This window comes from Caldimonas sp. KR1-144 (assembly GCF_049446155.1).
Classification (GTDB): domain Bacteria; phylum Pseudomonadota; class Gammaproteobacteria; order Burkholderiales; family Burkholderiaceae_C; genus Rivibacter.
This window is the reverse complement of sequence record NZ_JBMSEE010000003.1, coordinates 268,437-289,838: the sequence shown is the minus strand read 5'-3', so window position 1 is coordinate 289,838 and position 21,402 is coordinate 268,437. Positions and strand designations below refer to the sequence as shown.

Genomic DNA, 21,402 nt, shown 5'->3' with positions numbered 1-21,402 from the left:
CTTCCTCATTGGAGAACTGTCATGAACTTCGTCGCTTTCAAGCGCGAACTGCAGGGGACCGGAGCGAGCCGCCGCCTGCGCAACGGCGGCAAGGTGCCGGGCATCGTGTTCGGCGCAGGCGAGCCGCAGATGATCGAACTCGATCACAACGCGCTGTTCCACGCGCTCAAGAAGGAAGCCTTCCACTCGTCGATCCTCGACATGGAACTCGACGGCAAGACCCAGAAGGTCCTGCTGCGCGACGTGCAGCGCCACCCCTGGAAGCAGCTCGTGCTGCACGTGGACTTCCAGCGCGTCGACGCCACCACCAAGATCCGCAAGAAGGTGCCGCTGCACTTCAGCGGCGAAGAGAACTCGCCGGCCGTCAAGCTGGACAAGGCCCTGGTCTCGCACGTGGTCAACGAGCTCGAGATCGAGTGCCTGGCCGAGAAGCTGCCCGAGTTCCTCGAGGTCGACCTGTCGCAGCTGACCAAGGGCCAGTCGCTGCACGTCAACGACCTGAAGCTGGGCGCCGGCATCAAGGTCGTGCTGCATGGCAAGAAGAACCCGGTGATCGCCACCGTGGTGGTGCAGGAAGAGGAAGCGCCGGCCGAGGTCGCCGTCGCTGCGGCGCCTGCCCCGGCGCCGGCCAAGGGCAAGGGCAAGAAGTAATTCGTCGCCTGCACCCGTGCATCGACAGCCCCGCCTCGGCGGGGCTGTTTCGTTGAGGGGCTCCCCCTTCCGGGCGGGCGCCGTCCCGGGACCCGCTTCGATAATCCCGCACCATGATTCGTCTCTATGTCGGCCTGGGCAATCCGGGCCCCGAGTACGAGGCCACGCGCCACAACGCCGGCTTCTGGTGGATCGACGACCTCGCGCGCGAGCTCAAGGTGTCGCTCGTCCCGGAGCGCAGCTACTTCGGCCTCGTCGCGCGCGTGAACCGGCCCGAAGGCCCGCTGTGGCTGCTCGAGCCGCAGACCTACATGAACCTGTCGGGCAAGTCGGTCGCGTCGCTGGCGCGCTTCTTCAAGATCGCGCCGAACGAGGTGCTGGTCGCGCATGACGAACTCGACCTGGCGCCCGGCGAGCTCAAGCTCAAGCAGGGCGGCGGCCACGCCGGCCACAACGGCCTGCGCGACATCCATGCCCAGCTCGGCAGTCCCGATTACTGGCGCCTGCGCATCGGCATTGGCCACCCCGGCGTGAAGACCGAGGTCGCGAACTATGTGCTGGGCAAGCCGAGTCCTGCGCACCGTGAGGCGATCGAAGCCGCGCTGGCGCGCTCGCTCACGGCCTTACCGGCGCTGCTGTCCGGCGACATGACGCGCGCGACGCAGCAGCTGCACACCACCAAGCCGCCGCGGCCGAAGCCGCCGCGCCCGTCGGCTCCCGCGAACGGTTCCAACGACGAGGACAAGGCCTCACCATGACACTGCGCGTCGCGATGCTGTACCTGACCCTGTGTGGACTCGGCAGTATCGTGAACGCGCAGACGGTCTACCGCTGCGGCCCCGATGGCCGCAGCTACTCGCAAACCCCGTGCGCCGACGGGCGCGCGATCGAGGTTGCCGACACGCGCAGCGACGAGCAGCGTCGCCAGTCGCGCGCCGCGATCGACGCTGACAAGCGGCTGGCCGACGAACTGGAACGCGAGCGGCTGGCCAGCGAGCGCCGGCCAACGCCAGCGGCGGCCTCTCTGGGCGGCACGCCGCGCGCCGAGGCGGATCAGCCCTGGCGGTCCGCCGCCAAGCTGCCCAAGCCCAAGGGCTTCAAGGCGCAGGGGGCGTCGAAGGCGCGTCCGAAGGAGCGTTCGAAGGAGGGCTCGAGGACGCCGCCGTCAGCAGCCGGAACTTCGCCCAGAGCTGATCCTTCGTCTCGACGTGCGCCGGGTTGATCGGGATGCACGCGACCGGGCAGACCTGCACGCACTGCGGCTCGTCGAAATGGCCCACGCACTCGGTGCAGCGGGCCGGATCGATCACGTAGATCTCCGGCCCCAGCGAGATCGCCTGGTTGGGGCACTCGGGTTCGCAGACGTCGCAGTTGATGCACTCGTCCGTGATCATCAGCGCCATGGCGACAGCATCTCCTCTTGCGTCCTCATGCCGACTGCGCCCCGGTGGCGCTGGCATAGCGCTCGCGCAGGCGGCGCAGCACCGAGGGCGCGACGAACTTCGACACGTCGCCGCCCAGCATCGCAATCTCGCGCACGAAGGTGCCGCTGACGAACTGGTACTGGTCGCTCGGCGTGAGGAACACCGTTTCGACATCGGGCATCAGCTGCCGGTTCATGCCGGCCATCTGGAACTCGTACTCGAAGTCGCTGACCGCGCGCAGGCCGCGCACGACGACCTTGCCCTTGTGCTCGACGACGAAGTCGCGCAGCAGGCCGCGAAAGGCGATCACCTCCACGTTGCCCAGCGGCGCGGCGATCTCCTGCGCGATCTCCAGCCGTTCGGCGATCGTGAACAGCGTGCGCTTGTGATGGCCGGCGGCGACCGCGAGGATCAGCCGGTCGAACAGCCGGCTGGCGCGGCGCATCAGGTCCTCGTGCCCGAGCGTCATCGGGTCGAAGGTTCCGGGGTAGACGGCGGTCAGGGACATGCGGGCGGTCAAGGCGCGCTCTCCTCGGATCGGACGACGGCGTCGGCCGCAGTGTAGGCGCCGGCCGTGCGGCGCAGCAGGTGAGCGTGAACGGCCCCGGCACGCAGATGGCGATGCAGCGCCAGGCCCAGCGGGTCGAACGACGCCGGCTCGAAGGCCCGGTCCGCCTCCAGGTAGAGCCAGCCGCCATCGACCACGAGCGGCGCGGCGGCGGCCAGCGCGGGCTCGAACAGGCCTTCGCCGAACGGCGGATCGAGCAGCACGAGCTCGAAGCTCGCCGGCGGCGCGCGCCTCATCCACCCGAGCGCGTCGGTGGCCAGCACCCGTGCGGCCTGCGCATTGAGGCGCTGGCGCGACTGCTCCAGGCCGCGTGCGAGCCGCGCGTCGCGCTCGATCAGCAGGACCTCGGCCGCACCGCGCGATGCCGCCTCGAAGCCCAAGGCGCCGCTGCCGGCGAAGGCGTCGAGCACGCGCCAGCCGTCGAGATCCTGGCCGAGCCAGTTGAACAGGGTTTCGCGCACGCGGTCGGGCGTCGGCCGCAGGCCCGGCGCATCGGGCACCGGCAGGCGCAGCCGGCGCCACTGGCCGCCGATGATGCGCAACTGGCCCGGCGCGCCGGCCGGGCGCGAAGCAGATGATGTCGCCGAGCGGCGCGATGCGGAACTCATGGCGCGATTGTCGCCGGGCCTTCGGGCCGTCCGGCGGCACGGGCTATCCTCGGCGGATGTTCAGTTTCTTCAAGAAAAAGGCGCCACCGGCACCGGTCGCGCCCGATGTGCCCGCACCGGCGATGGAGACGCCGGCCCAGCCGGTTAGCCCGCCTGCTCAGGCGCCCGTCGCCGCACCGCAGGCCTCCTGGTTCGACCGCCTGCGCACGGGCCTGCGCCGCACCGGTGGCAGCATCACCCAGGTCTTCACCGGCGCGCGCATCGACGATGCGCTCTACGAGGAACTCGAAGCCGCGCTGCTGACCGCCGATGCCGGCGTCGCCGCGACCCAGCACCTGCTCGATGACCTCAAGCGCCGCGTCAAGGCCGCCAAGGCCAGCGAGCCGGCGCAGGTGCGGCTGCTGCTGATCGAGGCGATCGCCGAGCTGCTTCAGCCGCTGGAGCGCGAACTCGTGGTCGGCCCGGCCGAGCCGACCGTGATGATGGTCGCCGGCGTCAACGGCGCGGGCAAGACGACGACGATCGGCAAGCTGACTCGCCACCTGGCCGACGACGGCCACCGCGTGCTGCTGGCCGCGGCCGACACCTTCCGCGCGGCCGCGCGCGAGCAGCTCGCGGTATGGGCCACGCGCGCCGACGCGCGTCCCGATGCGGCGGCGGCCGGCCAGATCGAGATCGTCAGCCAGCAAGGCGGCGACCCGGCGGCGGTGTGCTTCGATGCAGTCAAGGCCGGCCAGGCTCGAGGCTGCGAGGTCGTGATCGCCGACACCGCCGGCCGGTTGCCGACGCAGCTGCACCTGATGGACGAGCTCAAGAAGGTGCAGCGCACGATCGGCAAGGCGATGGACGGCGCGCCGCATGAGGTGCTGCTGGTGATCGACGGCAACACCGGCCAGAACGCGCTGGCGCAGGTGAAGGCCTTTGACGATGCGCTGGGCCTCACCGGCCTGGTCGTCACAAAGCTCGACGGCACCGCCAAGGGCGGCGTGCTGGCCGCGATCGCGCTGTGGTCGCGCACGCGTGCGCAAGGCGCGGTGCCGGTCTACTTCATCGGCGTCGGCGAGTCGCTGGCCGACCTGGAGCGGTTCCGCGCGCGCGAGTTCGCGCACGCCTTGCTCGACTGAATCTCTAACGCCGCTTCGGCTCGTCGAGCGGCATCGGCGCCGAATCGAGGTCGTCGAACCAGGTCGACGGCGGCGGCTCGTCGATCTCGGTGACCTCGGGTACTGCCTCGTTCGCCATCCGCGCGACCAGGTCGCGCGCCGACTGGTCGGCCTGGGCCGTCGCCGCGGCGGCTGCCGTCGCGGAGGCGGCGGCCGCGGCCGGGGCTGCGCGACGCGCCTGTTCCTCGGAGCCGCCGAGCACGAGCTCGCGCACCTGGTCGGGCCGCGGCAGGCTCTGCTCGTACCAGGTCAGCACCTTCACGCCGGCCTTGCGCAGCACGCGCACCATGCGGTCGTGGCGCTTCTTGTGGCGCTCGCTGGCTTGCTCCGCCGACGGCCGAACGTCGACTACGGCAACCACCTGCGAGCCCTCGTCGCAGACGACGAGGTCGGCGCACAGCTGGCCGGCGCGGCGCATCCATTCGGCGTATGAATGCCGTGTCGGAACGCGCAGGAAGCGCGCGAGCGGCACCTGCGCGAGGATCATGCATTCGGGCAGCGCGTCGCGCAGCAGGCGATGCGCGCGCCGCTCCGTCACCGTCATCACGCGCGTGGCCTCGGGCGGCCAGCCCGCCACCGTGTCGAGCGTCTCGACCGCGTTGGCGCGGCGGCTCCCGCCGGAACTGCCGTTGGCCACTTCGTCGCCGCGTCGGCGACGCCACAGCCACCATCCGAGCAACAGGATGGCGACCAGGCCGATCGTTTCGATCAGGCTCATTGCTCTTTCACTCCCACTACGGGCCCGACCCTAGCAGCGAGCGCGCCGCCGGTCCAGTCGCAATGTCCCAGACCGGCTGCGCGCCGGCGACGATCAGCGGCCGAAGCCGGGCGGCTTCATGCCGCCCATGCGCCGCATCATCTTCGCCAGGCCGCCGCCCTTCATCTTCTTCATCATTCCCTGCATCTGCTCGAACTGGTTGAGCAGACGGTTGACGTCCTGGACCTGCACGCCGGCGCCGGCGGCGATGCGGCGCTTGCGCGAGGCCTTGAGCAGCTCCGGCTTGCGGCGCTCCAGCGGCGTCATCGAGCGGATGATGCCTTCCATGCGGCGCATGTCGCGCTCGGCGCGGTCGACGTCGTTCTGTCCGAGCTGCGCGGTCTTGCCGCCGGTGAGCTGGCTGGGCAGCTTGTCGATCAGCCCGCCCAGGCCGCCCATCTTCTTCATCTGCGACAGCTGGGCGAGGAAGTCCTCGAGGTCGAAGCCGTCGCCCGACTTCACCTTGTCGGCGAGCTTCTGCGCCGCGGCGAGGTCGACGCCCTTGGTGACCTCCTCGACCAGCGCGACGATGTCGCCCATGCCGAGCACCCGGCCGGCATGGCGCTCGGCGTCGAAGGCCTCGAGGCCGTCGATCTTCTCCGACACGCCGGCGAACTTGATCGGCGCGCCTGTGACCGAGCGCACCGACAGCGCTGCGCCGCCGCGCGAGTCGCCGTCGAGCTTGGTCAGCACGATGCCGGTCAAGGGCAGCGCCTCGCCGAAGGCCTTGGCCGTGTTGATCGCGTCCTGGCCCTGCATCGCATCGACCACGAACAGCGTCTCGATCGGCTTGACGGCCGCATGCAGCGCGCGGATCTCGGCCATCAGCGCCTCGTCGATCGCCAGCCGGCCGGCGGTGTCGACGATCAGCACGTCGTGGTAGTGGCGCCTGGCGTGGTCGAGTGCGGCCAGCGCGATGTCGACCGGCTTGTCGTTCGCCGTCGACGGGAACCACTCGGCGCCGGCCTGGCCGCTCACCGTCTTGAGCTGCTCGATCGCCGCCGGGCGGTAGACGTCGGCCGAGACCGTGAGCACCTTCTTCTTGCGCTTCTCGATCAGGTGCTTGGCCAGCTTGGCAGTGGTGGTGGTCTTGCCGGCGCCTTGCAGGCCGGCCATCAGGATCACCGCCGGCGGCTGCGTCGCGAGGTTGAGGTCCGAGGCGCCGGGCTTGAGCTGCCCGTTCGCGTCGACCTCGCCCATCGTCGCGGCGAGCTCCTTCTGCACGATGCCCACCAGCGCCTGGCCGGGCGTCAGCGAACCGACCACTTCGGCGCCGAGCGCCTTGTCCTTGACGCGCGCGACGAAGTCGCGCACCACCGGCAACGCCACGTCGGCCTCGAGCAGGGCCATGCGCACCTCGCGCAGCATGTCCTGCACATTGGACTCGGTGATGCGGGCCTGGCCGCGCATGGTCTTGACCAGGCGGCTCAGGCGTTCGGAGAGGGCGGAGGCCATTCGGGAGTCTCGAAAGAGGGGCGGCGGGTGCAGCGCGGGGGTGCGTTCACCGCGTCGGCGCAGCGGTTGCAGCCAAGGTCCGCACGGGGACCGCTCGCTACACTCGGGCCCATGAGTTTATCCCTCGATGGCGCGGCCTCCGGTGCCGCGCTGGCGGGCCTGGCCGGCGGTTCGCCGCTGTGGCTGGCGAGCGCGGTCGCGCTCATCGCCTATGCGGTTGCGGCACTGCGGCCGGCCGCGGCGCCGGCTTCGGACGACGCGCAAGAGCCGCGGTTGCAGCTGGGCGCCGCCCTCGTGATCGGCTGGATCGCGCAAGGTGCGGCGATCGCCGCGCATGCCGCCGGTCTCGGCGAGCCGCAGCCCGGGGCGCGCTTCGGCTTCGCGCCGGCGCTGTCGGTCACCGTGTGGCTGGTGCTTGCGGTCTATGCGGTCGAAAGCCGCGTGCTGCCGCTGCCGGCCCTGCGCCGCGCGCTCGCGCTGCTCGGCGCAGCCAGCGTCGGCCTCGCGCTCGCGTTTCCCGGTGAATGGCGCCCCGGCCTGGCCTCGGCGTGGGCGCCGCTGCACTGGGTGCTGGGCATCGCGGCCTACGGCCTGGTCGGCGCGGCGGTGCTGCATGCGGCACTGCTCGGCCATGCGGAGCGGCAGTTGCGCCTGCGCCCGGCCGGCGGCGTGACGCCGGCGCCGCTGGGGTTGCCGCTGCTGCGGCTCGAGAAGCTGACGTTTCGCTTCGTCGTCGCGGGCTTCGTCGTGCTGTCGGCAACGCTGGCGGTCGGCTGGTGGTTCGCGTCGCCCTGGCGCTGGGACCACAAGAGCGTGTTCTCGCTGCTCGCCTGGGCGGTCTTCGCCGGCCTGCTGGTCGGCCGTCACGTGTTCGGCTGGCGCGGTCGTCGCGCCACGCGCTGGCTGTATGCCGGCGCGTCGCTGCTGCTGCTGGCCTACGTCGGTTCGCGCTTCGTGCTCGAGGTGCTGATGCACCGCGGCGGCCCGGCCTGAGGTTCGCCGCATGGCCAAGCTGATCCTGATCGTCGTGCTGGCGCTGGTCGTGGTCTGGTGGCTGCGCGGCTTGCGCCGGCCGTCGCCGCCGGCGTCCTCGAAGCGCAGCGCAGGGCCTTCGCGCGCGCAGGCTATGGTGCCGTGCGCGCATTGCGGCGTGCATCTGCCGCGCATCGAAGCGGTCGCCGGCGCCGATGCCGGCCGCTTCTACTGCACCGAGGCGCACCGGCTGGCCGCCGAGGAGCGATGACGATGACCGCTGAGCCCACCTGGTTCAGCTCGCTGGAATCGACGCTCGACGATCCCGAGTCGTCACGGCTCGACCGCGGCGAATGGCGCGCCAGCGACACGCCCGATTCGCGCTTCCTGTCGCGCCAGGCGCGCCGCATCGCCAGCGAAGGCTCGAGCGCGTTTTCGCGCCTGTACCGCGCCTTCGTCAGCGCGCGCGCGGCGCTGGGCTTGCTGCTGTTCGGCACCTCGATCGTCATCGCGCTGGTCGAACTGCGGCCGCGCACCGAACTCGTGGCGCTGTGCGGCGCCTACGCGTTCGCGACCACGCTGCTGTGGATGCTGCCGCGCTGGCCGATCGGCCAGCCCGGACCCACTGCGACGCGGCTGCGGCGGCGGCAGTTCGTCGCGACGATCGGCCTCGACCTGGCGACCTTCGGCTCGCTGCACATGCTCACTGCCGGCGGCGGGCCGATCAGCACCGCGGCCTTGCTGGTGATGCCGGTGCTGATGTCGGGCGTGCTGACGCCGCGGCTGCAGGCGCTGGGCGTGACGGCGGCGGCGACGCTGGTGCTGCTGTCGCAGTCGCTGGTGCAGGTGTGGGCGGGGCAAGAGGTCTACGTCGAGATCACGCGGGCGGGGCTGGCCGGCGCCGGCTTGTTCGTCGTGTCGCTGCTGGCGCACGAGCTGGCCGGGCGGCTCGCGCGCGAGGAGCTGACGGCGCGCGGCAGCCTCGAGATGGCGCGCCAGCAGGCCCAGCTCAACCGGCTGGTGATCGAGGAGATGCAAGAGGGCGTGCTGGTCGTCGACCGGCGCCTCAAGGTGCGCGCGGCCAACCCGGCGGCGCGCGCACTGCTGGGTCATGCCGGCGGCAGCGCCTCGTTCGCGCTCGACGACCGCTCCGGCTGGTCGCAGCTCGGGCAGGCGGTGCGCGAGGCGGTTCTCGAACGCAGCTGGCCCGATGCCGGCCGCGACATCGCGCTGACGCTGTCCGACGGCGAACCGCGCCGGCTGCGGCTGCGCATGCGGTTCATGCGCCGCCGCGCGACGGCGGCCGACGGCGGCGGCGAGGAGATGGTTGTGCTGCTGGTCGAGGACCTGCACACGGTCCAAAGCCGCCTGCGCCAGGAAAAGCTCGCCGCGATGGGCCGCGTGTCGGCCGGCATCGCGCACGAGATCCGCAACCCGCTGGCGGCGATCGCGCAGGCCAATGCATTGCTCGCCGAAGACGTGGCCGATCCGCAGCAGCGCCAGCTCGTCGACATGATCGCGGACAACGCCAAGCGGCTGCAGCGCATCGTCGACGACGTGATGGAGGTCGCGCCCGGCGCCTTGGCCGATCCGCCGCCGCTGGACATCACCGCGCAGGTCGCGGCCGCGTGCAGCGAATGGGCGCGCACCTGCGGCCTCGCGCTCGGCGAGGCGAGCGCGCTGCGCGTCGAGCTGCCCGAGCAGCCGGTGGGCGTGGTCTTCGATGCCGACCACCTGCGGCGCGTGCTGGTCAACCTGCTCGACAACGCGCTGCGCCACGGCAGCGGCCAGCCCGGCGCGGTGTGGGTGCGCGTCGCGCAAGACGGCGACGAGCTCGTGCGCCTGCTGGTGGCCAGCGACGGCGCGCCGATCCCGCCCGAGATCGAGCGGCATCTGTTCGAGCCGTTCTTCTCCAGCCGCAGCCGCGGCACGGGACTCGGCCTGTATATTTGCCGCGAGCTGTGCGAGCGCTACGGGGCCGGCATCGAGTACCAGCTGCGCCCGGCATCGAGCCGGCACCGCAACGCGTTCTGGGTGACCATGCGCCGCGCCGCACTGCCGGCCACCGAGCCCCGCCTCCATCTGTGACGCTCGATCCCTGACGCGTATTGCATGAGTGCCGCCATCGCCCCGCCCGCATCGCACTACAGCCTGCTCGTCGTCGACGACGAGCCCGATCTGCGCACGCTCTACGAGCTCACGCTGCTGCGCGAGGGCTACGACATCGAGACCGCCGGCTCGGTCGACGATGCCTGGGCAATGCTGCAGGGGCGCACCTACAGCGCGGTGATCACCGACATGCGCCTGCCCGACGGCGACGGCATCGAGCTGCTGCGCCGCCTCGAAGGCGCGGGCCGGCGCGAGAAGACCATCGTGATCACCGCCTACGGCTCGGCCGATGGCGCCGTCGAGGCGCTCAAGGCCGGCGCCTACGACTACCTCACCAAGCCGGTCGACCTGAAGCAGTTCCGCAGCGTCGTCGCATCGGCGCTCGGCCGCGGTCCGGGGCAGCCGACGGTGCAGCCCGAGCGGCTGCCTGGCGGCAGCACGGCAGCGCGCGCCGGCACGGGGCCCGCGGCGCGACCCGCGGTGGTCACCGTCACGCGCGGCGCGGTGCCCGCAGCCGCGAACGACGCGCTGGGCCGCATGGCCGGCACCTCGGCCCCGATGCAACAGGTGCGCAGCCTGATCGAGAAGGTTGCGCGCAGCATGGCGCCGGTGCTGATCCATGGCGAGTCGGGCACCGGCAAGGAGCTGGTCGCGCGCGCGATCCACGAGGTCAGCGCGCGTTCGGCCGGCCCCTTTGTCGCGGTCAACTGCGGCGCGATCCCCGAGCAGCTGCTCGAAGCGGAGTTCTTCGGCTACCGCAAGGGCGCGTTCACCGGCGCCAACGAGGACCGCGACGGCTTCTTCCAGGCCGCCCGCGGCGGCACGCTGTTCCTCGACGAGATCGGCGACCTGCCGCTGTCGATGCAAAGCAAGCTGCTGCGCGCGATCCAGGAACGCAGCGTGCGCGCGGTCGGTGCCACCGCCGAAGTACCGGTCGACGTGCGCGTGGTCAGCGCCACGCACAAGAACCTCGGCGCCGAGGTGCAGGGCGGGCGCTTCCGGCAGGACTTGTACTACCGGCTCAACGTGATCCAGATCCGCGTGCCGCCGCTGCGCGAGCGGCTCGAGGACCTGCCGGCGATCTGCGAGCGCGTGCTCGACCGCATCGCGGCCGAAGCCGGCGTCAGTCCGGCGCCGCGGTTGGCGCGCGATGCGCTCGCTCAGTTGCTGCGCTGTCCGTTCCCGGGCAATGTCCGCGAACTTGAGAACCTGCTGCACCGCGCCGTTGCGCTCAGCGGCAGCGACCTCATCACGGCGGGCGAGCTCGACCTGCCCGACGACGCCTACGACGACGCAGCCGGCGACGAACCCGAGTCGCCGATCGCTGCCGCGGCCGAACTCGCCGACGCCGGCGGTCCGCCCGCGTCGGCCGCGGCGGCCGAAGGGCCGCTGCCGTCGGACCTCGTGAGCTACCTCGACGACGTCGAGCGTGGCATCCTCGTGCGCGCGCTCGAACGCCACCGCTGCAACCGCACGGCCGCCGGCGCGAGCCTCGGCCTCACGCTGCGCCAGATGCGCTACCGCATGGCACGCCTGGGCATCCAGGTCGCCGAGCACGGCGCGACGGTCGGCACGGCCACCGGCACCGACGATGCGTTCGACGACGACGCGCCCTGAGCGCAGCGCGAGCGCCGCTTGAACGCACCCTCGCGCTGGTCGGACGGCTGGTACGCGGCGGCCCGGCGCGTGCCGTCGCCGAACTTCGGGCTGCGTCCGCCGCATACGCCGGTGTCCCTGGCCGTCGTGCATTCGATCAGCCTGCCGCCGGGCGTCTACGGCGGCGACGCGATCGAGCAGCTGTTCACGAACCGGCTCGACTGGACCGCGCATCCCTATTTCCAGCAGATCCGCGGCATCGAGGTCTCGGCCCACTTCGTGATCCGTCGCGACGGCGAGCTGCTGCAGTTCGTCTCGGTCGACGAGCGCGCGTGGCACGCCGGGCGATCGCACTGGCGCGGGCGAGACAACGTCAACGACTTCTCCGCCGGCATCGAACTCGAAGGACTCGAGGGCGGGCGCTTCGAGCCGGCGCAGTACGCGCGCCTGGCCGAGCTGTTGCGCGCGCTGCGCGAGGCCTATCCGATCGAAGAGGTCGTGGGCCACGAGCACGTCGCGCCGGGTCGCAAGCTCGATCCCGGCTGCGGCTTCGACTGGCACGCGTTGCGCCGAGCGCTCGGTTGGAGCGCTCGGTGTTTTCCCGCTTTGACGTGACGACGCAGCGGCTCGCGCCGCGACGCATCAAGCAGTGATGCGGCTTGCGGGCCGCTTCGGGCGGCAAAGCGAGGAGATCTGCGGCCTGCGCGAAGCGGTGCGAGCAATGGCGCGGGCGAGCACGCAGCCGCTCGTTCAAGGCTTCTGCGTGGAGTGAGCAAGTACGCTACGGATAGTGGCTTGTCGCCTCGGCGGACCCTAGATATAGTGTTTTGCATGGTATTCTTCGCTGCCTGAGCGCTGCTGGAGTGATGCAAGCCGCCGCCACGCTTCGCTGCCGTCGCGCAATTCGCGCGGCGTGCCGCGAGTCGCTGAGCCCACCCGGCGTTCACCCGCTCGCCCTCGCGCGATCGCGCATCGCGCTGCGAATCAAGCTGCCTGCCACGCCGTCTCGTTCGCACTGCCAAGCGGCAGTGCGCGGGACCACTGTTCTTTCCGCTCTTTCCTGACGCCGCCTCGCACGACGAGGCGGCCGCACGCCCTTCGACCTCACGACAACATTCAAGAGGACCTCATGCACGCCGTACAACCCAGCGCTTCCGTCTCGACCTCCGTTCCCGGTGCGGTTCCCTCGCAGCCGGTGGCCAGCGGTTCGGCCTACGCGGGCTACCAGATCATCCGCCGCAACGGCGCGGTGGTCTCGTTCGAGCCGCACAAGATCGCGGTCGCGCTGATGAAGGCTTTTCTCGCGGTGCACGGGACGCAAGGGGCGGCGTCTGCGAGCGTGCGCGAGACGGTCGACGGCCTGACGGAGCAGGTCGTGCGTGCGCTGCTGCGCTCGCGTCCGGGCGGCGGTACCTTCCACATCGAGGACATCCAGGACGCGGTCGAGCTGGGCCTGATGCGCGGCGGCTTCCATGAAGTGGCGCGCGCCTACGTGCTCTATCGCGAGCGCCGTGCGCAGGAGCGCGCCAAGCAGGGCCAGGCGCCGGCGGTGGCCGCGCCCTCGCTGCACGTCATCGACAACGGCCAGCGCGTGCCGCTGGACCTGGGCGCGCTGAAGGCGCTGATCGTCTCCGCCTGCGACGGCCTGGGCGCCGACGTGAAGCCCGACCCCATCCTGGCCGAGACCCAGCGCAACCTCTACGACGGCGTGCCGATCGACGAGGTCTACAAGGCTGCCATCCTGGCCGCGCGCACGCTGATCGAGAAGGATCCTGCCTACACGCGCGCCACGGCGCGCCTGCTGCAGCACACCATCCGCCGCGAGATCCTCGGCGAGGAAGTCACCCATGCGCAGATGCACACGCGCTACGCGGAGTACTTCCCCGAGTTCATCAAGCAGGGCGTCGACGCCGAGCTGCTCGACGAGAAGCTGCTGCAGTTCGACCTGAAGAAGCTCGGCGGTGCGCTCAAGGCCGACCGCGACCTGCAGTTCGACTACCTCGGCCTGCAGACCCTGTACGACCGCTACTTCCTGCACGTGCAGAAGAAGCGCATCGAGCTGCCGCAGGCCTTCTTCATGCGCGTGGCGATGGGCCTCGCGCTGAACGAGATCGACCGCGAGGCGCGCGCGATCGAGTTCTATGAAGTGCTGTCGAGCTTCGACTTCATGTCGAGCACGCCGACGCTGTTCAATTCGGGCACGCTGCGCTCGCAGCTGTCGAGCTGCTACCTGACCACGGTGGCCGACGACCTCGACGGCATCTACGAGGCGATCAAGGAGAACGCGCTGCTGAGCAAGTTCGCCGGCGGCCTCGGCAACGACTGGACCAACGTGCGCGCCCTGGGCTCGCACATCAAGGGCACCAACGGCGAGTCGCAAGGCGTGGTGCCGTTCCTGAAGGTCGTCAACGACACCGCGGTCGCGGTCAACCAGGGCGGCAAGCGCAAGGGCGCGGTGTGCGCCTACCTGGAGAGCTGGCACCTCGACATCGAGGAGTTCCTCGAGCTGCGCAAGAACACCGGCGACGACCGCCGCCGCACCCACGACATGAACACGGCGAACTGGATTCCCGACCTGTTCATGCGCCGCGTGATGGAAGGCGGCGAGTGGACGCTGTTCTCGCCCTCGACCTGCCCGGATCTCCACGACAAGTTCGGCGCCGAGTTCGAGGCCGCCTACGTGCGCTACGAAGAGAAGGTCGCGCGCGGCGAGATCAAGCTCTACAAGAAGCTGCGCGCGGTCGACCTGTGGCGCAAGATGCTCTCGATGCTGTTCGAGACCGGCCATCCCTGGATCACGTTCAAGGATGCCTGCAACGTGCGCTCGCCGCAGCAGCATGTCGGCGTCGTGCACTCGTCGAACCTGTGCACCGAGATCACGCTCAACACCAACGAGCGCGAGATCGCGGTGTGCAACCTCGGCTCGGTGAACCTGGCGCAGCACCTCAAGGACGGCGCGATCGACCAAGCCAAGCTGAAGAAGACGGTGGCCACGGCGATGCGCATGCTCGACAACGTCATCGACATCAACTACTACGCGGTCAAGAAGGCGCGCGACTCCAACCTGCGCCATCGCCCGGTCGGCCTTGGCATCATGGGCTTCCAGGACGCGCTTTACCAGCTGCGCACGCCCTACGCCAGCGACGCCGCGGTCGAGTTCGCGGACCGCTCGATGGAAGCCGTCTGCTACCACGCCTACTGGGCCTCGACCGAACTCGCCGCCGAGCGCGGCCGCTACTCGAGCTACAAGGGCTCGCTGTGGGACCGCGGCATCCTGCCGATCGACTCGCTCGACCTGCTGGCCAAGGAGCGTGGCGGCTACGTCGAAGTCGACCGCTCCAGCACGCTCGACTGGAACGCTCTGCGCGCACGCATCGCCGAGCACGGCATGCGCAACAGCAACTGCGTGGCGATCGCGCCGACCGCGACGATCTCCAACATCATCGGCGTCGACGCCTCGATCGAGCCGTGCTTCGGCAACCTGTCGGTCAAGTCGAACCTGTCGGGCGAATTCACGGTGGTCAACGAGTACCTCGTTCGCGACCTGAAGAAGCTCGGCCTGTGGGACGACGTGATGGTCATGGACCTCAAGCACTTCGACGGCTCGCTGCGCCGCATCGACCGCGTGCCCGAGGAGCTCAAGCAGCTCTACGCGACCGCGTTCGAGATCGAGCCGGTGTGGCTGGTCGAGGCCGCCGCTCGCCGCCAGAAGTGGATCGACCAGGCGCAAAGCCTGAACATCTACATGGCCGGCGCTTCGGGCAAGAAGCTCGACGAGACCTACAAGCTCGCGTGGACGCGTGGCCTGAAGACCACGTACTACCTGCGCACGATCGGCGCGACGCATGCCGAGAAGAGCACGGTGAAGGCCGGCTCGATGAACGCGGTGCCGAACGTCGGCGGCGTTGCCGGCGGTGCGGCCGCAGCGCCTGCCGCGGCACCGAGCGCGCTCGAGCGCGCGGCAGCCGCAGCGCAAGCGCAGATGGCCGCGGTGCCCGCGACGGACATCAAGTTCTGCGCGATCGACGACCCGACGTGCGAGGCCTGCCAGTGAGTTGACGAGCGCATCGCGCAACGCATCTTGTGCGTGCGCGATGCGCGATCGCGAAGCCGAAGTGCGGCATGCAGTCGATGCACGACCGCAACAACTTCAGCGTCGCGATGTCAACAAGTACTTGGTGTTCGCACACAACACTCCGATAATTCGCATCCATAGGACGTACCAACCATGCTGGCTTGGGAAGAAGACGCTCGGTCCACTAGCTTCGCGACGACCCATCACACGCCGCCATCGTTCAACGATGCGCAGGCAGCGTCTCCGTCACTGCATCATTCGGCTCAGGCCTCGCAGTCCTCCGAGTCTGCGCAGGCGGTCAGCTCACGCCGCGTCAACGTCGCCGACAAGCGCGTCATCAACGGCGCGACCGACGTCAACCAGCTCGTGCCGTTCAAGTACAAGTGGGCGTGGGAGAAGTACCTCGCCACCTGCGCGAACCACTGGATGCCGCAGGAGATCAACATGTCGCGCGACATCGCGACGTGGAAGGATCCCAACGGCCTGACCGAAGACGAGCGCCGCATCATCAAGCGCAACCTCGGCTTCTTCGTGACCGCCGACTCGCTTGCGGCCAACAACATCGTGCTGGGCACCTACCGGCACATCACCGCTCCCGAGTGCCGCCAGTTCCTGCTGCGCCAGGCCTTCGAGGAAGCGATCCACACGCACGCCTACCAGTACATCGTCGAGTCGCTGGGCCTCGACGAGAGCGAGATCTTCAACGCCTACCACGAGGTGTCATCGATCCGCGACAAGGACGAGTTCCTGATCCCGTTCATCGACGCGATCATGAACCCGAACTTCCGTACCGGCACGCCCGAGACCGACCAGACGCTGCTCAAGAGCCTGATCGTCTTCGCCTGCCTGATGGAAGGCCTGTTCTTCTACGTCGGCTTCACGCAGATCCTGGCGCTCGGCCGCCAGAACAAGATGACCGGCGCTGCCGAGCAGTACCAGTACATCCTGCGCGACGAGTCAATGCACTGCAATTTCGGCATCGACCTGATCAACCAGATCAAGCTCGAGAATCCGCACCTGTGGACGGCCGAGTTCAAGGCCGAGATCAAGGCGCTGTTCCTCAAGGCCGTCGAGCTGGAATACCGCTACGCCGAAGACACCATGCCGCGCGGCGTGCTGGGTCTGAACGCGAGCATGTTCAAGGGCTATCTGCGCTACATCGCGAACCGGCGCGCCACGCAGATCGGCCTCGAAGAGCTCTTCCCGAACGAGGAAAACCCGTTCCCGTGGATGAGCGAAATGATCGACCTGAAGAAGGAGCGCAACTTCTTCGAGACCCGCGTCATCGAGTACCAGTCCGGTGGCGCGCTCTCGTGGGATTGACGCTCAACTGCTGACGTTTGAACCGGACGCGGCCGACGCCAACAGGTCATGACGAACAAGAAGAGATCGAGATCAATGAACGGACGCACCGCGACGCACGAAGCGCGGACGGCCGTTCATGCCCCCATTCATCGCACCGGATTGCCTTCTCCAAGGTGACTTCGGGCGATGGATCGCCGAACTGCTCGAGCAGCGCGGTGTTTTTTGCAACTTGATCAAGGAGAACGTGATGGCAACTGCGAAGAAGGCGCCGGCCAAGAAGGCCGCTGCGAAGAAGGCTCCGGCCAAGAAGGCCGCCGCCAAGAAGCCGGCTGCGAAGAAGGTCGCCGCCAAGAAGGCCCCGGCCAAGAAGGCTGCGGCGAAGAAGGCTCCGGCCAAGAAGGTTGCGGCCAAGAAGGTCGCCGCCAAGAAGGCGCCGGCGAAGAAGGTCGCGGCCAAGAAGGCCCCGGCGAAGAAGGCTGTCGCGAAGAAGGCACCTGCGAAGAAGGCTGCTGCCAAGAAGGTTGCCAAGAAGGCGCCTGCGAAGAAGGCTGCTGCCAAGAAGGCCCCTGCGAAGAAGGCTGCGAAAAAGGCCCCTGCCAAGAAGGCGAAGCCTGCCGCTGCCCCTGCGAAGCCTGCTGCCGCTGCCCCGGCGGCCGCGCCTGCCGCGAAGACCACGCTGAGCCCGCAAGCGGCCTGGCCCTTCCCGACCGGCGTGAAGCCCTGAGTCGAGGGCGCTTTGCGCCCATGACGAACAGCCCGGCCGCTTGCGGCCGGGCTTTTTCTTTGCGGCTCATTTGACCTGCGATCCGTGGCTTCAGCGACCAACGTCCCCTACCTGCGCGCGACCGCGCGCGGCGGCTCGCGGCTGGACGTGAGCGTGGCGCCCAATGCGCGCAGCACGGCGATTGCCGGCGTGCACGGCGACACGCTGCGCGTGCGACTGGCGGCGCAACCGATCGAAGGGGCGGCGAACGAGGCGCTGCTGCGCTGGCTAGCGCAATCGCTGGGCATCGCGAGATCGCAACTGCGCCTCGCGCACGGCGCGAGTTCGCGCCGCAAGAGCGTGGAGATCGACCTCGAGGTCGAGCGCGTCAGGGCTTGGATCGCCCAGACATTGGCCGACGGTCAGTGATGCAGCATCGGCTGCGTCGCGGCGAAGCCGCTGCCGTCGCGCGGTGACGCGTCGCCGGCGTCGATTTCATCGACCAGGGCCGCCTTGCGGGCGGCCGCTTCGGCCGCGGCATCCGCCTCGCGGCGGCGCGGCAGAGGCCGCCGCGCCAGTTCCTCCTGGAGTTGCGCGATCTGGCGTCGCGCCTGCAGGGCGTTTTGCGTCGCGGTCTGCCGCACGCGGTCCAGCCGCAGCGCCAGCGCGGCGCGCTGCCTGGAGTACCACCAATGGCTGGCCCACCAGCTCAAGGCGGCGGCGGTGGCAGCGGTCAACAGCGGCAAGACCCAGAACGCGATGCTCATGATGCTCCTCCCGAGAGACAACGCGGCATCAAGATAGCGCCGCTCAGTCGTCGGCGGGTGTGCAAACGGCACGCGCGCTGACGCCGTCATGGGGGTATCGGCCGCACGCGGCGTGACTGAAGTCCGGTTTGCGCGCGAGATGTGAACACCGGCTCACGGCCGGCGCGTTTACGCGATGCCGAGCGCGGCGCGGTCGAGCTGGTGGTTCTGCACGCCGGCCGTCGCAATCTTGATCGCGCCGACGCGGTTGCCGAGCTCAACACAGCGCGCGAGATCCCAGCCGCGCTCCAGGCCATAGAGCACCGCGCCGCGGAAGGCGTCGCCGCAGCCGGTGGGATCGAGCACCGCCTGCGCCTTGACGCCGGGCACATGCTGCCGTCGGCCGTCGATCCACAGCTCGCAGCCCTCGGCGCCGAGCGTCACGATGACGCCGCGCAGGTTCGGCAGCGAAGAGAGCTCGGCGAGCGACAGGCCGGTGCGGTCGCACAGCATGCGGCCTTCATAGTCGTTCACCGCGACCCAGGTGGCCTGGTCGACGAAGCGGCGCAGTTCGGCGCCATCGAACATCGGCAGGCCCTGGCCGGGGTCGAACATGAAGGGGATGCCGGCGTCGGCGAGCTGCTGCGCGTGCTGGACCATCGCGTCGCGGCCATCGGGGGCGACGATCGCCAGCGCGATGTCGGCGCGCTTCTCGATCTTGGTGAGGTGCGCGAACTGCATCGCGCCGGGGTGGAAGGCCGTGATCTGGTTGCTGTCGCGGTCGGTGATGATGATCGCCTGCGCGGTGTGGCTTTCGGTCACCGTGCGCACGTAGTGCGTGTCGACGCCCAGGCCCCCGAGCCGCTCCAAGTAGCCGCCGCCGTCGTTGCCGAGCGTGGCCATCACGACCGCATCGCCGCCCAGCGCCTTGAGCGTGTAGGCGATGTTGCCGGCGCAGCCGCCGAACTCGCGCCGCAGCGTCGGCACCAGGAACGACGTGTTCAGGATGTGGATCTGGTCGGGCAGGATCTGCTCGGCGAAGCGGCCAGGAAAAACGGTGATGGTGTCGAAGGCGAGCGAGCCGCAGATCAGGGCAGACATTGTTTAGAGCGCGCTAGGGCGTGGTCAGGGATAGAAGAGTTCGACCGTGTAGCCGGCGATGCGCGGCAGCGGCGTGGTGAACGCGAGCTGCAGGTGCAGCTCGGCGCCCGGCGGCACGACAGCCGGTGCAGTGGCCCCGTCGCCGGCAGCGAGCTGGAACTCGCTCGTGTTGAGCGCGCGGCGCGCCAGGGTGTCGCCGCTGCCATCGGTCAGGTTGAGGTCCACCGCGGGCGCAGCCAGCGGCAGGTGGCTGCGGTTGCGAAGCGTCACCTCGAGGCGGTAGCCGGAGCCGTCGGCGATGCGGTTGAGGGCGCTGCCCTCGACGAAGAAGGACTCGATGCTGCGCAGCGGCTCGATGCGGCAGGCCAGCGGCTCGCAGATCGCCTCGAGCAGCGGCCGCGTCTCGGGCCATTCGAGCGCGATGCGATCGCGCCAGTGCACGGCGACCTGAAGCGACAACAGCAGCAGCAAAAGGAACGCGAACGCGGCGCGGATGCGCCGCCACGCAGGTCGTTCGCGGCGCTCCTGCCGCTCGGCAGCTTCAATGAAGCTGGCGCTGATCGGCGCATCGTCGGGGACGAAGCGCGACAGGGGATCGTCGAGCGTGATCGCGTCGTGCTCGTGCTCGGGCAGGTCGATCGCGCTGTCCAGCGGCAGCTCGCTCGGAAAGCGCGCGTCAGCGAAATCGGGCGGCTCCTGCTGCGTGCCGGCCTGGCGCGCGGCGCGCAGCTGCGCCGCCGCTGGCTCGGGCTGCGGCAGCACGCTGTCCTCGCGCCGAAAGCCCACTGTCGACGCGAAGCTGTCGATGTCCACCGCACCGGCCGGCGCGTCTTCTTCCGCTTCGTCCTGTTCCTCGGGCACGCGGCTGGCGACGAACTCCTGCCGGCCTGGCCGCGGCGCTGGCGGCGGCTTGGGCGCAGTGGCCGCAGCAGGCGGTGATGCGGTCGTGGCCGGCGCACTGCGCGCCGGCGGCGGCTCGCGATCAAGGTCGAACAAGCCGTCGAGCGCGTTGAAGACTTCGCTGCAGCGCCCGCAGCGCACCCAGCCTTCGGAGACCTTGAGCTGGTCCTGGACGACCCGGAAGATCGTTCCGCAGGACGGGCAGCGGGTCGCGAGGCTCACTTTTGCCCCCCGTCCGCCGGGTACGGCGGCCGGCCCCCCGAGGGGGCGCGGGCCGGCTTGGGAGCGGCCCGGCGCTCGGCCCGCATTGACCCCGGATGTCCCATTGCCACTGTGCCTCAGGCGGCGCGCCGCGCCGTCATCAGGATCCATCCATCCTCGCGATCGCTCACGTCGAGCGCGAGGCCGGTGGGGGCGTAGGCCGCGCGAAGCTCGTCGGCCTGGCGCTCCAGGATGCCCGCCAGCACCAGATGGCCGCCCGGCGCGACATGCGCCGCCAGCAGCGGCCCCAGCAGCTTGAGCGGCGACGCGAGGATGTTGGCCAGCACCAGCGGATAGCCGCCGGCCGGCGAGCCGACGGCCTGCGGCAGCCCGGCGCGCAGCTCGACGCCGTTGGCCTGCGCGTTCGCGATGCTCGACTGCACCGCTGCCGCATCGATGTCGACCGCGTCGACCTCGCCGGCGCCGAACTTCGCCGCGCCGATGGCCAGGATGCCGGAGCCGCAGCCGTAGTCGAGCACGCGCAGGCCGGCGAAGGCCGCGGCATGGTTGGCGATCCAGCGCAGGCACATGCGCGTGGTCGGGTGGGTGCCGGTGCCGAACGCCAGGCCGGGATCGAGGCGGATCACCGTCTCGGCCTGGGCCGGGGCCTCGTGCCAGGTGGGCACGATCCAGAAGCTTTCGGTGATCTCGACCGGCGCGAACTGCGACTGCGTCAGCCGCACCCAGTCTTCGTCGGGCACCGGCGCGATGGCCTGCACGTGCACATCGGCGGCCCATTCCTGGGCCAGCAGCAGCGTCGCGGCCTCGGTGGCCGCGGCCTCGTCGGGGAACAGCGCCTTGACCACCGAACGCTGCCAGCCCGCCTTCGGCGCCGGCATGCCGGGTTCGCCGAACAACGCGTGCTCGACCTCGGTGTCGGCATCGGCGTCTTCGACGGAGACGGCCAGCGCCTCGAGCTCCATCAGCGCGTCGCTGACGGTCTCGACGTCGGATTCGGCGGCCAGCAGGGAAAGTTCGACCATCTCAGTTGAACCCGCTCGTGGTTCA

Annotated in this window: 21 protein-coding genes and 1 pseudogene; 13 read left to right on the top strand and 9 right to left on the bottom strand. The window is 69.9% G+C overall.

The window, feature by feature from the left end; all coding sequences use genetic code 11:
- Positions 1–21: 21 nt before the first annotated feature.
- The 3 genes from ACO2TI_RS09285 (at position 22) to ACO2TI_RS09275 (ending at position 1,873) form a co-directional block, all read left to right on the top strand.
- The gene (locus tag ACO2TI_RS09285) at positions 22–651 is read left to right on the top strand and encodes a 50S ribosomal protein L25/general stress protein Ctc (protein WP_423283758.1); all 630 of its coding nucleotides are present in this window, start codon (positions 22–24) and stop codon (positions 649–651) included.
- Positions 652–764: 113 nt separating this feature from the next.
- Positions 765–1,409 (top strand): aminoacyl-tRNA hydrolase, encoded by a 645-nt coding sequence (pth, locus tag ACO2TI_RS09280; protein WP_423283756.1) that lies wholly within the window; start codon positions 765–767, stop codon positions 1,407–1,409.
- On the top strand, positions 1,406–1,873 hold the full coding sequence (locus ACO2TI_RS09275) for a hypothetical protein (protein ID WP_423284081.1): 468 nt from the start codon (positions 1,406–1,408) through the stop codon (positions 1,871–1,873). The genes pth and ACO2TI_RS09275 overlap by 4 nt, the downstream gene beginning before the upstream one ends.
- A gap of 7 nt (positions 1,874–1,880) precedes the next feature.
- Here ACO2TI_RS09275 and ACO2TI_RS09270 read toward each other — a convergent pair.
- The 3 genes and pseudogenes from ACO2TI_RS09270 to rsmD form a co-directional block, all read right to left on the bottom strand.
- A pseudogene (locus ACO2TI_RS09270) lies at positions 1,881–2,045 on the bottom strand (YfhL family 4Fe-4S dicluster ferredoxin); the annotation flags it as partial.
- 34 nt (positions 2,046–2,079) lie between these two features.
- Complete coding sequence (coaD, locus tag ACO2TI_RS09265) at positions 2,080–2,583, bottom strand: pantetheine-phosphate adenylyltransferase (protein ID WP_423283755.1); 504 nt, start codon at positions 2,581–2,583, stop codon at positions 2,080–2,082.
- Between the two features lie 8 nt (positions 2,584–2,591).
- Positions 2,592–3,251 carry a 16S rRNA (guanine(966)-N(2))-methyltransferase RsmD gene (gene rsmD / locus ACO2TI_RS09260; RefSeq protein ID WP_423283754.1) on the bottom strand — a complete coding sequence of 220 codons (660 nt, stop codon included), beginning with the start codon at positions 3,249–3,251 and terminating at the stop codon, positions 2,592–2,594.
- A 56-nt stretch (positions 3,252–3,307) separates the two neighbouring features.
- Here rsmD and ftsY point away from each other — a divergent pair, with 56 nt between their 5' ends.
- Entirely contained in the window at positions 3,308–4,375 is a 1,068-nt protein-coding gene (gene ftsY / locus ACO2TI_RS09255; protein ID WP_423283753.1) for a signal recognition particle-docking protein FtsY, read from the top strand.
- Positions 4,376–4,379: 4 nt separating this feature from the next.
- Here the strand turns inward: ftsY and ACO2TI_RS09250 are convergent, their stop codons facing one another.
- Together ACO2TI_RS09250 and ffh are read right to left on the bottom strand one after the other, a co-directional pair.
- A complete protein-coding gene (locus ACO2TI_RS09250; protein WP_423283751.1) occupies positions 4,380–5,132 on the bottom strand; it encodes a DUF2726 domain-containing protein in 753 nt (250 codons plus the stop codon).
- A 93-nt stretch (positions 5,133–5,225) separates the two neighbouring features.
- A complete protein-coding gene (gene ffh, locus ACO2TI_RS09245) occupies positions 5,226–6,626 on the bottom strand; it encodes a signal recognition particle protein (RefSeq protein ID WP_423283749.1) in 1,401 nt (466 codons plus the stop codon).
- A 111-nt stretch (positions 6,627–6,737) separates the two neighbouring features.
- Between ffh and ACO2TI_RS09240 the strand changes: the two genes are divergently transcribed.
- The 9 genes from ACO2TI_RS09240 (at position 6,738) to ACO2TI_RS09200 (ending at position 17,815) form a co-directional block, all read left to right on the top strand.
- Positions 6,738–7,619: a cytochrome C assembly family protein gene (locus tag ACO2TI_RS09240; RefSeq protein ID WP_423283748.1), complete on the top strand. Its 882-nt coding sequence runs from the start codon at positions 6,738–6,740 to the stop codon at positions 7,617–7,619.
- Positions 7,620–7,629: 10 nt separating this feature from the next.
- A complete protein-coding gene (locus tag ACO2TI_RS09235; RefSeq protein WP_423283747.1) occupies positions 7,630–7,869 on the top strand; it encodes a PP0621 family protein in 240 nt (79 codons plus the stop codon).
- 2 nt (positions 7,870–7,871) lie between these two features.
- Positions 7,872–9,686: a sensor histidine kinase gene (locus ACO2TI_RS09230; protein ID WP_423283746.1), complete on the top strand. Its 1,815-nt coding sequence runs from the start codon at positions 7,872–7,874 to the stop codon at positions 9,684–9,686.
- A gap of 24 nt (positions 9,687–9,710) precedes the next feature.
- Positions 9,711–11,324, top strand: a complete 1,614-nt coding sequence (locus tag ACO2TI_RS09225; protein WP_423283745.1) for a sigma-54-dependent transcriptional regulator — start codon at positions 9,711–9,713, stop codon at positions 11,322–11,324.
- Between the two features lie 18 nt (positions 11,325–11,342).
- Positions 11,343–11,918: a 1,6-anhydro-N-acetylmuramyl-L-alanine amidase AmpD gene (ampD, locus tag ACO2TI_RS09220; protein ID WP_423283743.1), complete on the top strand. Its 576-nt coding sequence runs from the start codon at positions 11,343–11,345 to the stop codon at positions 11,916–11,918.
- 514 nt (positions 11,919–12,432) lie between these two features.
- Positions 12,433–15,357: a ribonucleoside-diphosphate reductase subunit alpha gene (locus ACO2TI_RS09215; RefSeq protein ID WP_423283742.1), complete on the top strand. Its 2,925-nt coding sequence runs from the start codon at positions 12,433–12,435 to the stop codon at positions 15,355–15,357.
- A 174-nt stretch (positions 15,358–15,531) separates the two neighbouring features.
- Complete coding sequence (locus ACO2TI_RS09210; protein ID WP_423283741.1) at positions 15,532–16,701, top strand: ribonucleotide-diphosphate reductase subunit beta; 1,170 nt, start codon at positions 15,532–15,534, stop codon at positions 16,699–16,701.
- 229 nt (positions 16,702–16,930) lie between these two features.
- A complete protein-coding gene (locus ACO2TI_RS09205; RefSeq protein ID WP_423283740.1) occupies positions 16,931–17,407 on the top strand; it encodes a histone H1-like DNA-binding protein in 477 nt (158 codons plus the stop codon).
- Between the two features lie 84 nt (positions 17,408–17,491).
- Entirely contained in the window at positions 17,492–17,815 is a 324-nt protein-coding gene (locus ACO2TI_RS09200; RefSeq protein ID WP_423283738.1) for a DUF167 domain-containing protein, read from the top strand.
- On the opposite strand, the gene ACO2TI_RS09195 is transcribed toward ACO2TI_RS09200, so the two are convergent.
- From ACO2TI_RS09195 to prmA, 4 genes are all read right to left on the bottom strand, one after another.
- Positions 17,809–18,153 carry a hypothetical protein gene (locus tag ACO2TI_RS09195; protein ID WP_423283737.1) on the bottom strand — a complete coding sequence of 115 codons (345 nt, stop codon included), beginning with the start codon at positions 18,151–18,153 and terminating at the stop codon, positions 17,809–17,811. The genes ACO2TI_RS09200 and ACO2TI_RS09195 overlap by 7 nt on opposite strands.
- Positions 18,154–18,321: 168 nt before the next feature.
- Positions 18,322–19,233, bottom strand: a complete 912-nt coding sequence (locus tag ACO2TI_RS09190; protein WP_423283736.1) for a carbohydrate kinase family protein — start codon at positions 19,231–19,233, stop codon at positions 18,322–18,324.
- A gap of 24 nt (positions 19,234–19,257) precedes the next feature.
- The gene (locus tag ACO2TI_RS09185) at positions 19,258–20,355 is read right to left on the bottom strand and encodes a zinc-ribbon and DUF3426 domain-containing protein (protein ID WP_423283735.1); all 1,098 of its coding nucleotides are present in this window, start codon (positions 20,353–20,355) and stop codon (positions 19,258–19,260) included.
- 116 nt (positions 20,356–20,471) lie between these two features.
- A complete protein-coding gene (gene prmA, locus ACO2TI_RS09180) occupies positions 20,472–21,377 on the bottom strand; it encodes a 50S ribosomal protein L11 methyltransferase (RefSeq protein ID WP_423283734.1) in 906 nt (301 codons plus the stop codon).
- Positions 21,378–21,402: the final 25 nt, after the last annotated feature.

What these genes read in the sequence shown, in the direction of transcription:
- ACO2TI_RS09285 (WP_423283758.1), top strand. Translation starts at nt 22, where the DNA reads ATGAACTTCGTCGCTTTCAAGCGCGAACTGCAGGGGACCGGAGCGAGC.
- pth (WP_423283756.1), top strand. Translation starts at nt 765, where the DNA reads ATGATTCGTCTCTATGTCGGCCTGGGCAATCCGGGCCCCGAGTACGAG.
- ACO2TI_RS09275 (WP_423284081.1), top strand. Translation starts at nt 1,406, where the DNA reads ATGACACTGCGCGTCGCGATGCTGTACCTGACCCTGTGTGGACTCGGC.
- coaD (WP_423283755.1), bottom strand. Translation starts at nt 2,583, where the DNA reads ATGTCCCTGACCGCCGTCTACCCCGGAACCTTCGACCCGATGACGCTC.
- rsmD (WP_423283754.1), bottom strand. Translation starts at nt 3,251, where the DNA reads ATGAGTTCCGCATCGCGCCGCTCGGCGACATCATCTGCTTCGCGCCCG.
- ftsY (WP_423283753.1), top strand. Translation starts at nt 3,308, where the DNA reads ATGTTCAGTTTCTTCAAGAAAAAGGCGCCACCGGCACCGGTCGCGCCC.
- ACO2TI_RS09250 (WP_423283751.1), bottom strand. Translation starts at nt 5,132, where the DNA reads ATGAGCCTGATCGAAACGATCGGCCTGGTCGCCATCCTGTTGCTCGGA.
- ffh (WP_423283749.1), bottom strand. Translation starts at nt 6,626, where the DNA reads ATGGCCTCCGCCCTCTCCGAACGCCTGAGCCGCCTGGTCAAGACCATG.
- ACO2TI_RS09240 (WP_423283748.1), top strand. Translation starts at nt 6,738, where the DNA reads ATGAGTTTATCCCTCGATGGCGCGGCCTCCGGTGCCGCGCTGGCGGGC.
- ACO2TI_RS09235 (WP_423283747.1), top strand. Translation starts at nt 7,630, where the DNA reads ATGGCCAAGCTGATCCTGATCGTCGTGCTGGCGCTGGTCGTGGTCTGG.
- ACO2TI_RS09230 (WP_423283746.1), top strand. Translation starts at nt 7,872, where the DNA reads ATGACCGCTGAGCCCACCTGGTTCAGCTCGCTGGAATCGACGCTCGAC.
- ACO2TI_RS09225 (WP_423283745.1), top strand. Translation starts at nt 9,711, where the DNA reads ATGAGTGCCGCCATCGCCCCGCCCGCATCGCACTACAGCCTGCTCGTC.
- ACO2TI_RS09215 (WP_423283742.1), top strand. Translation starts at nt 12,433, where the DNA reads ATGCACGCCGTACAACCCAGCGCTTCCGTCTCGACCTCCGTTCCCGGT.
- ACO2TI_RS09210 (WP_423283741.1), top strand. Translation starts at nt 15,532, where the DNA reads ATGCTGGCTTGGGAAGAAGACGCTCGGTCCACTAGCTTCGCGACGACC.
- ACO2TI_RS09205 (WP_423283740.1), top strand. Translation starts at nt 16,931, where the DNA reads ATGGCAACTGCGAAGAAGGCGCCGGCCAAGAAGGCCGCTGCGAAGAAG.
- ACO2TI_RS09195 (WP_423283737.1), bottom strand. Translation starts at nt 18,153, where the DNA reads ATGAGCATCGCGTTCTGGGTCTTGCCGCTGTTGACCGCTGCCACCGCC.
- ACO2TI_RS09190 (WP_423283736.1), bottom strand. Translation starts at nt 19,233, where the DNA reads ATGTCTGCCCTGATCTGCGGCTCGCTCGCCTTCGACACCATCACCGTT.
- prmA (WP_423283734.1), bottom strand. Translation starts at nt 21,377, where the DNA reads ATGGTCGAACTTTCCCTGCTGGCCGCCGAATCCGACGTCGAGACCGTC.